At 51.3% G+C, this 13,112-nt stretch carries 13 protein-coding genes; 7 read left to right on the top strand and 6 right to left on the bottom strand.

Annotated elements, in window-relative coordinates; all coding sequences use genetic code 11:
* Positions 1–91: 91 nt before the first annotated feature.
* Genes KNP04_RS03985 through KNP04_RS04010 form a run of 6 tightly spaced genes read right to left on the bottom strand, consistent with a single transcriptional unit; the run spans position 92 to position 5,818 of the window.
* Positions 92–1,750 carry an FAD-dependent oxidoreductase gene (locus KNP04_RS03985; protein ID WP_214874730.1) on the bottom strand — a complete coding sequence of 553 codons (1,659 nt, stop codon included), beginning with the start codon at positions 1,748–1,750 and terminating at the stop codon, positions 92–94.
* Positions 1,751–1,762: 12 nt separating this feature from the next.
* Positions 1,763–3,049: an arsenic transporter gene (locus KNP04_RS03990; protein ID WP_214874731.1), complete on the bottom strand. Its 1,287-nt coding sequence runs from the start codon at positions 3,047–3,049 to the stop codon at positions 1,763–1,765.
* Between the two features lie 33 nt (positions 3,050–3,082).
* Complete coding sequence (locus tag KNP04_RS03995) at positions 3,083–3,361, bottom strand: Fe-S cluster assembly protein HesB (protein ID WP_074036419.1); 279 nt, start codon at positions 3,359–3,361, stop codon at positions 3,083–3,085.
* Positions 3,358–5,124 (bottom strand): arsenical pump-driving ATPase, encoded by a 1,767-nt coding sequence (gene arsA / locus KNP04_RS04000; RefSeq protein WP_214875158.1) that lies wholly within the window; start codon positions 5,122–5,124, stop codon positions 3,358–3,360. The genes KNP04_RS03995 and arsA overlap by 4 nt, the downstream gene beginning before the upstream one ends.
* Positions 5,125–5,128: 4 nt before the next feature.
* Positions 5,129–5,488 carry an arsenite efflux transporter metallochaperone ArsD gene (gene arsD, locus KNP04_RS04005; RefSeq protein ID WP_483297963.1) on the bottom strand — a complete coding sequence of 120 codons (360 nt, stop codon included), beginning with the start codon at positions 5,486–5,488 and terminating at the stop codon, positions 5,129–5,131.
* A gap of 12 nt (positions 5,489–5,500) precedes the next feature.
* Positions 5,501–5,818 carry an ArsR/SmtB family transcription factor gene (locus KNP04_RS04010; protein ID WP_214874733.1) on the bottom strand — a complete coding sequence of 106 codons (318 nt, stop codon included), beginning with the start codon at positions 5,816–5,818 and terminating at the stop codon, positions 5,501–5,503.
* A gap of 199 nt (positions 5,819–6,017) precedes the next feature.
* On the opposite strand from KNP04_RS04010, the gene KNP04_RS04015 reads away from it, so the two are divergent.
* The 7 genes from KNP04_RS04015 (at position 6,018) to KNP04_RS04045 (ending at position 13,043) form a co-directional block, all read left to right on the top strand.
* The gene (locus tag KNP04_RS04015) at positions 6,018–7,499 is read left to right on the top strand and encodes a SulP family inorganic anion transporter (RefSeq protein WP_214874734.1); all 1,482 of its coding nucleotides are present in this window, start codon (positions 6,018–6,020) and stop codon (positions 7,497–7,499) included.
* Positions 7,500–7,568: 69 nt separating this feature from the next.
* Entirely contained in the window at positions 7,569–7,982 is a 414-nt protein-coding gene (locus KNP04_RS04020) for a universal stress protein (protein ID WP_214693889.1), read from the top strand.
* 112 nt (positions 7,983–8,094) lie between these two features.
* On the top strand, positions 8,095–8,301 hold the full coding sequence (locus tag KNP04_RS04025) for a PLD nuclease N-terminal domain-containing protein (RefSeq protein ID WP_078147432.1): 207 nt from the start codon (positions 8,095–8,097) through the stop codon (positions 8,299–8,301).
* Positions 8,298–9,146, top strand: coding sequence for an ABC transporter ATP-binding protein (locus KNP04_RS04030; protein WP_214874735.1), 849 nt, complete (start codon positions 8,298–8,300; stop codon positions 9,144–9,146). The genes KNP04_RS04025 and KNP04_RS04030 overlap by 4 nt, the downstream gene beginning before the upstream one ends.
* Positions 9,146–9,904, top strand: a complete 759-nt coding sequence (locus KNP04_RS04035; protein WP_214874736.1) for an ABC transporter permease — start codon at positions 9,146–9,148, stop codon at positions 9,902–9,904. Before KNP04_RS04030 ends, KNP04_RS04035 begins: the two co-directional genes overlap by 1 nt.
* Before the next feature lie 92 nt (positions 9,905–9,996).
* On the top strand, positions 9,997–11,631 hold the full coding sequence (locus tag KNP04_RS04040; RefSeq protein ID WP_214874737.1) for a C39 family peptidase: 1,635 nt from the start codon (positions 9,997–9,999) through the stop codon (positions 11,629–11,631).
* Positions 11,632–11,828: 197 nt separating this feature from the next.
* Positions 11,829–13,043, top strand: coding sequence for an exo-beta-N-acetylmuramidase NamZ family protein (locus tag KNP04_RS04045; protein ID WP_251129857.1), 1,215 nt, complete (start codon positions 11,829–11,831; stop codon positions 13,041–13,043).
* Positions 13,044–13,112: the final 69 nt, after the last annotated feature.

The following is a 13,112-nucleotide window of genomic DNA, read 5'->3' on the forward strand; positions in this document are numbered from 1 at the left end:
AGACAACCGTCAATATTCATCACGTTCTTTCTGCTGTTCCGTTGAAAGGTCAATGTACAAAAAACGACGCCCGCAATGGACGTCGCCTTGTTTAGTTCCCGTATTTTTTGAACAACTGATAGTTCTTGTTCCCGCCTGACAAGTTGTACACGTCAGTGAATCCGAGGTTGCGGAGCACGTTTTGTGCCGCGTTCCCTGTCACCCCACCGTTACAGTAAACGACGGTCGGCTTTTCCTTGTCCATGTCTTTCGCCGCTTCGCGGAGGTTACCGAGTGGGACGTTGACCGCACAATCGACACACGCCTTCTCGAACTGCGCCGCTTTACGCGTATCGATGATTTGCATGTCTTCCCCTGCATCGATTCGTGTCTGCAGCTCGGCCGGTGTGATGAGTCGTGCCGCCTTGTCGATACTGTTTGAAAGGACCATCCCTGTATACATGACCGGATCTTTCGTCGTCGAGAACGGCGGTGCGTATGCGAGGTCGAGGTGGAACAAGTCATCCACTTTCGCCTTCAGTGTAATGGCCGTGACGAAGACGTCGATTCGTTTGTCGACTCCTTCGAACCCGACGATTTGGATGCCGAGCAATTGACGTGTCGAACGATCCGCGATCGCTTTTATCGTCATGTCTTTCCCACCCATGTAGGCAGGCTTATCCGGTTTCGTGTTATGAAGCACCTCGATGTCGTAACCGAGTTCGCGTGCTTCCTTCTCGGAAAGTCCCGTCTGCGCCACAGAAAGTCCGAACACTTTGAAGATACCCGTTCCGAGAATACCGCGATGCTCGAGATGACCGCCTGTGATCACGTCCCCAGCGGTCCGCCCCATCTTGTTCGCTGTCGAACCGAGCGGGCGCCAAATTGGTTTTCCTGTCACAATCGAGAAGCTCTCCGCGACGTCCCCGGCCGCATACACGTCCGGGATGTTCGTTTCCATACGTTCATTGACGGCAATCGCACCCGTCTCACCTAGTTTGACTCCCATGTTCATCGCAAGCTCGACGTTCGGACGGACGCCGACCGATAAGATGACGAAGTCGGTCTCGATCGTCTTGCCGCTATCCGTGACGACACGCTCCACATGTCCATCACCGACAAGTTCCGTCACCGTCTCCCCGAGCATAAGTTCGATTCCGTTCTTCTCGAGGTGTTCCTCGACGCGGCACACCATGTCTTTATCAAGTGGTGGCATCACCTGCGGCACGCGCTCGATGATTGTCACGTCCACACCACGAAGCTTCAACTGTTCGGCCATCTCAAGACCGATGAAACCGGCACCGATGATGGTCGCATGTTTCGGGTTCGTCGAGTCGACGAACGAACGTGTCGCTTCGGCATGCTGAATGTTTCGGATCGGGAAGACGTTATCCGACTTCACACCCGGAATCGGTGGAATGATGCTTGTCGCCCCTGTCGCAAGGACGAGGACATCATAGGAGTCCGTGAACGTGTCACCTGTCTCTAAGTTTTCCACCGTCACCGTCTTCGCGTCCTTGTCGACTGTCGTCACGTTATGACGTGTCATGACATCGATGTTGTAGCGTTTCTTGAAGAACGCCGCGTCACGAGGTGTCAAATCGTCACGTGACTCCACTTCTCCGCCGACGTAGTACGGAATGCCGCAACCTGAGTACGAGATATCATAATCCCTGTCGTAAATCGTAATCTGGGCGTCCTCGTTATTCCGACGTGCTTTCGCTGCGACCGATGTCCCGGCAGCAACTGATCCAATGATGACTAATTTCATATAACTCACTCCTTAATAAAGTAATAAGCTGATATAGAGGCCGAACAACGTGATGGCTAATGTCGGAATCGTCAAGATGATCCCGACTTTGAAATACTCACCCCATCCGATTTTGAGGCCTTTCGTGCGGAGCACATGGAGCCATAGAAGCGTCGCAAGCGACCCGATTGGGGTAATCTTTGGTCCAAGGTCGGACCCGATGACGTTCGCATAGATTAACGCTTCCCGAATCTGACCGGTCGTATGCGTCAAGTCGATGGCGAGCGCATCAATCATGACGGTCGGCATGTTGTTCATGACAGACGATAGAATCGCTGCCAAGAAACCCATCCCGAACGTCGCACTGAATGCGTTCACTGCAAACCAGTCAATGAAGTTGGCAAGTACTTGTGTCAGTCCCGCGTTTTGTAAACCGTAAACGACGATATACATCCCGAGCGAGAAAAAGACGATGGCCCAAGGTGCACCTTTGACGACTTGAGTCGTCTCTACGGCAGATGATCGATTCGCCATCACGAGGAAGAACAAGGCGATGACACCGGCGACGAGCGAGACCGGGATGCCGAGCAAGTCACTCGTGAAATACCCGATGACTAGCAAAGCGAGTACGACCCACGACAAGCGGAACATCGTATGGTCTTTAATGACCGACGTCGGTTCGGCCAACTGAGACGCGTCATATTGTTTCGGGATGTCTTTTTTGAAATAGAGATACAAGACGAGTAGACTACCTGCGACTGCGAACACGTTGACGAATACCATCCGCGCCGCATACTCAGCAAACCCGATACCGAAGAAGTCAGCCGAGACGATATTGACCAGGTTCGAGACGATGAACGGGAGACTTGCCGTGTCGGCGATGAAGCCGGATGCCATCACATACGCCAACACGACCGCGTCCGGCAGTTTGAGTGCTCGCACCATCGCCAAGACGATTGGTGTCAAAATGAGCGCGGCCCCGTCGTTCGCGAACAATGCTGCGACGAGCGCGCCGAGTAAGGTGATGTAGACAAACAGCTTCACCCCACCGCCTTTAGCGATTCGTGCCATATGTAAAGCGGCCCATTCAAAAAATCCAATCTCATCTAAAATAAGTGAGATCAAAATCACGGCTATGAACGTGAACGTTGCGTTCCAGATGATGCCCCATACCGTTCCGACGTCATCGAGGTTGACGACGCCTGAAAGGAGGGCGATGACGGCCATCGCCATCGCCGAGTAACCGATGCCGAGGCCTTTCGGTTGCTTGATGATGAGAAAGAGCGTCACCAAAAAAATTAAACTAGCAATCCACTGCACAATGAGTTCCTCCAATAATCTCTATTTATTTCATTAACAAGATGGTTGTAAACCGTGCAACACGAGCGTGATGCCATCTTCTGTCGATTCGACGTCGAGCGTAACATTTTCCGCCAACGCTTCTGCTTCCTTCGCAACAGCAAACGTGAGCGTGTCGAATTGCTTCACTTCGTCTGTCTCTTCTGGTGTCGCAACGGCTAGACCGAGCGTCGGTCCACAGCAACCTGCCTCTGTGATGATGCGGACAGATTTCGTTTCCTCCTCTTCAAGTGCCGTCTTCAAAAAATCGATTGCTTCGTTTGTGATGTTCATTGTATTTTCTCCTTTAATAATTGAGATAATGCCGAGTATCCAACCGGCAGTTGTTCTTGCCATGCGAGAATCGTCGGGCGTGGATTATTGTTCACACGTTCGAGCCATGTCGCCTCGCTCGCGACTTTCGATGTCAGCAGCTTGCTTGTGACGTCGAGTGGCGTAAACGATTGATTGACGACCCAAGCGAACGGTTGAATCGCTGCCCGTTGTAAGTCGGCCGTGAGACGCTCCGCTTCATATACCGGCGTCGCCTCAGGCAGTGTCGTGATGATGATGTGCGTTTGTTTCGGGTCGCGCAGTTTCGGCAGTAACGTTCGGACCGCTTCCGGAACGACGCCGGTCGACCGTTCAAGTTCACGATGATAGCTCTCCGTCGCATCTAATAACAGAAGTGTATGCCCAGTTGGAGCTGTATCGATGACGACGAAGCGGTCTCTCGCTTTCGCCACTTGATCAGCAAAGGCTCGGAAGACGGCAATCTCTTCTGTACACGGTGAGCGCAAGTCCTCTTCGAGCATCATGCGTTGCTCTTCGTTCATGTCCCCTGCTTCCCGGAACACATCCGTCCGATACTTCTCAATCTCGGCTTTCGGATCAATGGCATCGACGGTGAACGTATCTGAAACGTCTGCGCCAATTGTGAGTGCGACATGAGCGGCCGGGTCTGTTGTCGTCAAATGGACAGCATGCCCTCGTTCGTGAAGCGCGACAGCAAGAAGCGAGGCGAGTGTCGTCTTCCCGACCCCACCTTTCCCCATCGTCATAATCACGCTAGGACCGTCCGCTTCCATTTCGTCGACGAGTTGATCGATCGAGCCGTAACGACTCGTATCATAACGTGCATCCGAGATCACGACCGACTCCCCGCCCACAAAACGCTGGAGCGCCGAAACCCCGACGAGATTCTCATACGCATACGGGAGCGTAAACGTCTCGAGGTCGACGATTCCATGCGGGAGATCATCGAGTGCTTGTTGTTGACGTTCGATGAACCGCTTCGTGTAACGGTCTGTCCCTTTACCTGACTCGACGACACCGTTGATGATGAGCTGCATTCGCTCGATGCCGATGGCCCGAAGCTCGGTCGCGGCCCGTGCCGCTTCGACAAGCGTCGACTTTTCGGGACGAGCGACGAGCAATAACGTCGTCTCGTTGTCATCGATGAGCGTCTCGACGGCTCGTTTGTACTGCACTTGTTTATCCGCAAGACCAGCCAATGGACCAAGACAAGACGCACCCGTCGTATTCGTCTCTAAAAATTCATCCCATGCGCTCGGTAGGGTCAGTAATCGGAGCGTATGCCCGGTCGGTGCCGTATCAAAGATGATATGGTCGTATCGTTCCCGTGCCGCCTCGGACGTCAACAGATCCGTGAATTGATCGAACGCCGCAATCTCTACCGTACAGGCGCCAGACAACTGTTCTTCCACCGATTGGATGGCAACGTCCGGTAAAACGCCCCGATACGGACCGACCATGCGTTCCATATACTGTTTTGCCGCCTGTTCCGGGTCAAAGTTGGCAATCGCAAGCGTCGTTCCTGTAACGAGACGCGGTGTCTCATCGAGCTCCATCTCAAAGACGTCTTGTAGATTACTCGCCGGGTCGGTCGAGACGAGTAAAATCTGTTTTCCACGATTGGCGAGCGTCAAGGCGAGACTCGATGCCGTCGACGTCTTCCCAACGCCACCTTTCCCGGTCAAAAACACATAGCGGGTCGGTTCAATCGTCTGAAAATCAAATGGCTTCACTGTGAGCATCTCCTTATTTTTTGAGTGAGATTCGAACTTTCGGTTTTTCTCCATCTTGTTTGGTGAATGCGGCAATCGGTAATCCCGTCAATTCCGCCATCTCTTCATTCGTCAAATAGGTGCCCCGTTTCACAATCTCTCCGTCGACGAGCGTCATCGGGAGCACATCGAGCCCGTTCATGATTTCAGCTTGGACGATGGTATTCTCGACGAATCGGTTCGGTTCCGATGCGAGATTATAGCGTGACACATCAAAGCCCCGTTGCTGTAACACGTAATGGATAGTCGCCACCCGTGTCAGTTCCGGGTCGATGGACGGTCCACACAATCCGGTCGGACAACACATGGCTGGTTCGAACACTTCAAGTTTCATCTTCATCTCTCCTTAAACGGCACAATTCGGCTCGCAATCACAGCTCGGCTCAGTCGTCTCTAAATTCGCTAATAAATCTTTGACGAGCGGATAAAACGGACTCGTCTCGTTCAATCGATAATGGATCCACTGTTTGTCCCGACGCTCGAGCAAGAGCCCCGCCTGGCGTAACATCTTCAAATGGCGACTGATTGCTGGTTGCGAAATATCGAAACAATCGACGAAACTACAGGCGCACTGTTCGCCTGCTTCCATCTGTTTCAACATCGTCAATCGGGTCGGGTCACCTAGCACTTTGAGAACTTTACTTAATTCTTTCACGGTATACATGACTACTCCCCACCTTTCATATAACTTTTCCGTTATATAACCTATACGTTATGAAATTACCATAGTTTTTCACACGAATCAATTGTCATTTTGGACTAGATTCGGTATGATGAAACACGTTGAAAATGAACGGATTCCATTATTTTGATTTTCGTGAGACTCGAAAATCAAATCATTTTATACAGAAAGGTGTGTTCTTTTGGAAAGATTGAATACGTTGAAACATGAATGGTTCGGAAACGTCCGAGCCGACATTTTAGCCGGGATTGTCGTCGCTTTGGCGCTCATCCCGGAAGCCATCGCCTTCTCCCTCATCGCTGGCGTCAACCCGATGGTAGGGCTTTATGCCTCATTCATCATCGCCATGGTCATCTCGATTGCCGGAGGTCGTCCAGCCATGATTTCCGCTGCGACCGGTGCGATGGCGCTCGTCGTCGTCTCGCTCGTTGCCGACCACGGTCTGCAGTATTTGCTCGCTGCCGGTATTTTGACCGGAATTATTCAAATCATCCTCGGTTATCTCGGCATCGCCCGCTTGATGAAATTCATTCCCCGTGCCGTCATGGTCGGTTTCGTCAACGCGCTTGCCATTTTGATTTTCCAAGCGCAGTTGTCAAACTTTGAAGGGGAAAGCTGGATCATCTGGGCAATCGTCGCGGCGTCACTCGCCATCATCTTCTTGTTCCCACGTGTCACGAAAGCAATTCCTGCGCCGCTCGTCGCCATCGTCGTCATGACGATTCTCGCGATCACGCTCGGTCTCGATACGAAAAACATCGGGGACATGGGAACGATCTCAGCGACACTTCCGGACTTCTTATTCCCGGATGTGCCGTTCACGCTTGAGACACTCATGATCATCTTGCCGTACTCGATCTCACTCGCGTTCGTCGGCTTGATTGAATCGCTCTTGACGGCCCAAATCGTCGATGACATGACAGGAACGGACTCGAATAAGAACCGCGAGTCGCGTGGTCAAGGGATTTCGAACATCATTGCCGGATTCTTCGGTGGGATGCCAGGATGCGCGATGATCGGTCAATCGGTCATTAACGTCTCCTCAGGTGCGCGCGGTCGTCTCTCGACATTCACCGCAGGACTCGCCCTCTTCATCATGATCATGACGATCAGTGATGTGCTCATGCTAATTCCTGTCGGCGCGCTCGTCGGTGTCATGTTCTTCGTATCGTATGCGACGTTCGACTGGGGCTCGCTCAAAGCGATGCGTACCGCTCAAAAGTCAGACACGGTCGTCATGCTCGTCACGGTCATCGTCACGGTCTTCACGCACGACTTGTCACTCGGTGTGCTCGGTGGAATTTTGACGGCTGCGATTTTGTTCGCTGCCAAAATTTCGAAAATCGACCTCGGTCGCCACGTCACGTCACATCGCGTAGACTATACGGTAAACGGACAATTGTTCTTCGCCTCGACGTCTGAATTCGTCAACCAGTTTGATGTGACAGAAGACGTGGATGCAGGTGTCAAACAGGTCACCATCGATTTTGCGAATACGCATCTTTGGGATGACTCGGCCATCGGCGCCATCGATAAGGTCGTCTTCAAATACCGTGAAGTCGGAATTGAACCTGAACTTCTCAATTTGAATAAAGACTCTGAAAAACTGCTCAACACGCTCGCGCTTCATTTGAAGCAACAAGACGCGAACGCAGGACATTGATTCGGCATTCCCCCGCTTCACCAAATCACCTATACTAAATGTAGAACGTGCGAAAGAGGAGGAGTTTTCATGGGAAAGGTATTTTTAGCGGCAGATGGTTCTGCCCACTCGAAACGTGCGCTTGAAAAGGCGATTCAACTCGCAAAGGCGTCCAATGCGTCGATTGACATCGTCCATGTCATCAGTGCGAAAGAATCAAAAGAGGCCGCCCTCAACTCGACGGGCAAAATCGACTTGGAAACAAAACGGAAGCAGATGCTCAAACCGTTGTTCGATTTGACGGAAGCAGAAGGCATCCCTTACGAGTACATCGAACTTCGTGGTGAACCGGACGTTGAGCTCGTCAAATATGCGAACCACGAGCCGTACGAATATGTCGTCGTCGGATCGCGTGGATTGAACACGTTCCAAGAGTTCGTGCTCGGTAGCGTCAGTCATAAACTCGCCAAACGTGCACTCGCTCCTGTCATCATCGTCAAATGATTCATCTTCCCCGTCTCTTCGTGAGATGGGGATTTTTTGTGTCTCATACAGGGGACGCCCTGTTCGTGTAGAATGTGTAAGGACAGTCTAATTACTGAAGGAGGTTCTCGCTATGGATATCGCAAACGACCCGAATACACTTTTTCTCATCCTGTTACCTGTACTCATCCTGCAACTGATCTTACTCGTCGTCGCTTTGATCGACTTGTTCAAACGGGACATGACGAACGGCCCGAAATGGGTATGGCTCCTCGTCATCGTCTTCATCAACATTCTCGGCCCGATCATCTACTTCTTATGGGGACGGACGCCGCGATGAAAGTCACACGGTTAACCAAACGATTCGGTTCCTTCACGGCCCTCGATGATGTCAGCTTTGAGCTGCGCCCAGGTTGCACCTCGTTACTCGGAGAAAATGGTGCCGGGAAGACTACTTTGTTGAACTTGCTCGCCCGCGTCACGGACCCGACGAGTGGCGATATGAGCGGACATGACCAGATTCGGGTTGGCTATTTGCCACAACGCCCTGCCCTCTATCCGTCCCTCACGCCTGTCGAGACGATTCGCTACGCTGCTGAATTGACGGGAACGAAACATATTGATCCTATCCAACTATTAAAACGCGTCGGTCTTGAGCCGGTCGATCGTCCAGCCTCGAACTTATCGGGCGGGATGCGTCAGCGTCTAGGCATCGCCCAGGCACTCGTCCATGACCCTGAATTACTGTTACTCGACGAGCCGGTCTCAGCTTTAGATCCACGCGGTCGACGGGAAGTGCTCGACTTGTTGAGCGACTTGAAACGAGAGCGAATGATTCTCTATTCGACACACGTCCTCCCGGATGCTGAAGAAGCGAGCGACTGGGTGCTCTTGCTTCGACAAGGTAAACTACTGATGGAAGGCACGGTGACCGACTTGCTCGGATCGAAATCCACGATTGAATTACGTCTCTTCGACGACCCGACGAGTGGGACAGATTGGAATACGCTAGCCGGTGTGCGTCGTGTGACGAAGAATGGCTCGACGTGGACGTTCGAGTCGACGAACCGGTATATCGCTGAACGTGCAATCTTGAACCGGATCCTTGAACTGAACGTCACCGTCCAATCGTTACACGTCGGGCATCCGTCACTCGAGTCCTTGTTCTTGGAGGTGAACGCCTGATGCGCACGGCAATTTTCAAACAAGAATGGCGGGAGTCGTGGGCGAACAAGCGACTCATCTGGATTCCGATCGCTCTCATGCTCCTCGCCTCCATGCAGCCGCTCACGCTTTATTTCTTACCCGATATTCTCGCATCCGGTGGGAACTTACCGGACGGTGCCGTCATTGAAATTCCGACACCGACACCGGAAGAAGTATTGATTTCTGTCAGCGAACAGCTTCGCCAAATCGGGCTCCTCGTCGTCTTATTGTCGGCGATGCATACGTTCAGCCATGAACGGACAAACGGGACCCTCGCCTGGCTCAAGTCGTTACAAATCCCGACGTCACGCATCGTCGTCAGTAAATGGGGACATTACGCCCTACTAAGCGTCGGCAGCATCTTGCTCGCACAAACGGCAGCCGCCTATTATACGGTCATTTTGTTCGACGCATTCGATTGGCTCGACTTTCTCATATCGACCACACTCCTCATCTGTCATTTTGTTGTTCAGTTATCGATTTTCTTCCTTATCGCCGCGATGTTGGAAAGTGGTGTCGTCGCGGTCGTGTTGACGCTCGGCCTCCATTTCGTCATGTCGCTCCTCATCGGTTGGGTCGACCTCGATTGGATGCCTTGGATGCTCGGGCCGCTTTCGAGCGAAGTGCTCCTGACAGAAGTAGATCTCATGTGGCCGCTCATGACCGGAATGCTCGTCGTCATCCTCTCGCTTTATGTGGCGTCGAAACGTCTTCGGTTCATGAGCCATTCGGCGTAAACGTCTGATCCTTCAATTGAATCCTTTGACTCAGCTTGACATTGGATAAATATGGGTATCTCTTCTGTATTCGTATGGAGGAGGTTCAATCGATGGCATGGAAAAGGAAAATCGGTATCGGATTTTTAATGGGTGCCTTATGGGTGAGTCCCCAACTCGTTTCCGCTGAAGGGTCGTTTCAACAGACCGAAGACGGGATTGTTTACACGTCGAGTGACGGGACGCTGTTGACGGGGTGGCAACAAATTGATAGCAATATATATTATCTCGATGCGGAAGGGATCCTTCTCACTGGATGGCAACAAATCGAAGAAGCTACATATTATTTTGAAACGGATGGTCGCCTCGTCACCGGCAGCTATTCCATCGACGGAACGATCTATACCTTTGGTGAAGACGGAAAACTGCTGACCGGATGGCAAGAACGAGATAGGCTCCTCTATTATTACGATGAGACTGGTCAGCCCGTCACAGGATTCCAGACGATTGACGACAAGCGCTACTATTTCACAGACAAAGGCGTTCGCCTCTCCGGTTGGCAGCAAATCGCCGGGGCAAAGCATTACATCTTTTCAGACGGGACGATTCGTACCGGTATGTATACGCTCGGTGGAAAATCATATTTCCTGCTGAATGACGGAAAAGTCGCGACCGGATGGCAAACAATCAAAACCCGTTCCTACTACTTTGGAAATGACGGGGTCCGTCGCCAAGGCCTGGCCTGGGTCGGGAAAGACGTATATGGATTTCACCCGACTTACGGACATAGCCTGAAAGGGGCATATCGGTTGCGCGACCGCAATTACTTATTCGATTCAACAGGAAAGCGGCTATATGGGTTACAACGGATTAATGGCAAAACATACGGTTTCCATCCCCAGTATGGATATCGTCTAAAAGGGAAATTCAAGATGGGCAACGAAACGTACTTCTTTCATTCGACCGGCGTACAAGAGACCGGATGGAAATACTCGACACGCTATGAGTACTTCGCACCGGCACTGACGAAGAAAACGGACTGGCAGCTGATCAAAGGACAATGGTACTACTTCGATGCCAATGGACGCATGTACCAAAACAAACGTGTCGGCAATGCCTCGTTTGATGCGAAAGGAGTCTATTCCCCTCGGCTATCGATGTATAAGATGAGCGTCCCAATCTATCGTCAGTTCCCGATGGGGTATCCGTCCGGTTGTGAATTCTTCTCGCTCAAAATGGCGCTTGAAGAAAAAGGTCGTGCTGTCAGCGCATCGACCTTATACAACGAGATGCCGAAGAGTATGTGGAACGCGCGTTATGAGAATCGGTTATATCGCTGGGTCGACCCGAACGTCATGTTCACCGGCGACCCGCGCCGTACATTAGGCAAATACAAGAACTACGGCATTTACCCGAAAGGCATGATTGGATTTTCTAGTAAATATCGCCCGGTAAAAGACTTGTCGGGGCAAGGGCTCGCTTCAATCGAACGTGAGCTGGCGATGGGCAACCCCGTCATCGTCTGGGCAAGTGTCGACTTCAATAAACCTTACGGCTATTTCAATTGGTACACTGCTTCAAACAAGAAGTTCACCGGTTACGTCAACTATCATGTCATGTTGGCGACCGGTTATGACAAATCAAATCTATATATCAATGACCCATATCGCGGTCGACTCGTCGTCCCGAAATCGAAAGTGAGTGCCGTCATGGGCGCCACGGGATGGAAAGCGCTCGCGGTTAGATAAGTAGAAACGTGTCTTTCATGAGAGAGACACGTTTTTTGCTGTCTAATTAGGAGAATAGTACGAAAATCAGAAATATAAATTCCTATTTTAATTCATAAATATTGAAATTAAATTTCTAAATGGTACACTCCCTTTATGTATTTGAAGCGCTTACATTTTTCTAAGGAGGAACTCTCATGAAAAAATGGATTGGTGGTATGGCAGTATTGACGCTACTCTCGACTTCAATCGTCTTGCTGGATGCGGACGCGAAATCTGAACCGAAAAAGCCTAAGGTCGAGCTTGGTGTCGACCGCTTGATGGAGAATCCGGATATCTTGAAAGGAAAACGAGTCGGGCTGATCACAAATCCGACCGGGATCAACGCGGAGCGGACGAGCATCGTCGATTTGTTCGATCAGTCCGATGACTTTGAATTGACGGCACTTTATGGACCTGAGCACGGCGTTCGAGGGGATGCCCAGGCCGGCTCCACTGTCAGCTCTTACATCGATGAGGTGACGGGTTTGCCCGTATATAGTCTATATGGCGCCACAAAAAAACCGACTCCTGAAATGTTAGAACATGTGGATGTGCTCGTCTTTGACATTCAAGACGTCGGGACTCGCTATTATACGTATATCTACACGATGGCCTATGCGATGGAAGCCGCTGCCGAGAATGGGATTCCATTCGTCGTCCTCGACCGCCCGAACCCTCAAGGTGGTCTTCGCGTCGATGGTCCGGTGCTCGACCCTGACTATTCCAGCTTCATCGGGCTCTATCCGATTCCCTTGAAGCATGGAATGACCGTCGGCGAACTCGCGCAGTTGTTCAACAGCGAGTATCACATTCAGGCCGACCTCGAAGTCGTCAAAATGAAGGGATGGAAGCGTTCGATGATGTATGAGGATACGGGGCTTCCATTCGTCATGCCGTCCCCAAACATGCCGACGACTGACACAGTCAACGTCTATCCTGCGACCGGATTATTTGAAGGAACGAATTTATCTGAAGGGCGCGGGACGACAAAACCGTTCCAGTTGATCGGCGCCCCGTATATACAAGCACACGAGTATGCGAAAGAGCTGAACGACCTTGACTTGCCTGGTGTCGCTTTCCGGGCTGCCTCGTTCACGCCGACATTCTCCAAACATGCGGGCAAACTGACGCACGGGGTCGAGGTCTATGTCACCGACCCGACTCGATTCGAATCAACGAAAACTGGGATTGCGATGATTCAAACGGCACACGATTTGTATCCGGATGATTTTGAGTTTTTAGCGAACGACTTCATCACGAAGTTGACAGGAAATGTCTATGTGAAAGACATGATTCTCGAAGGAGCTCCGCTTGATGAGATCCTGACTAAAGTCGAGGACGAACGGGATGCATTCCTCCCAATCCGAAAAGAGTATTTACTGTACAAATAATGAAGGGAGGATGGGCTCACAAAGAGACCATCCTTTTGTAATGAAATGGTAAAACCAAAAATCAACCAA

This window comes from Exiguobacterium sp. CH10 (assembly GCF_018617635.1).
Taxonomy (GTDB): domain Bacteria; phylum Bacillota; class Bacilli; order Exiguobacteriales; family Exiguobacteriaceae; genus Exiguobacterium; species Exiguobacterium aestuarii_A.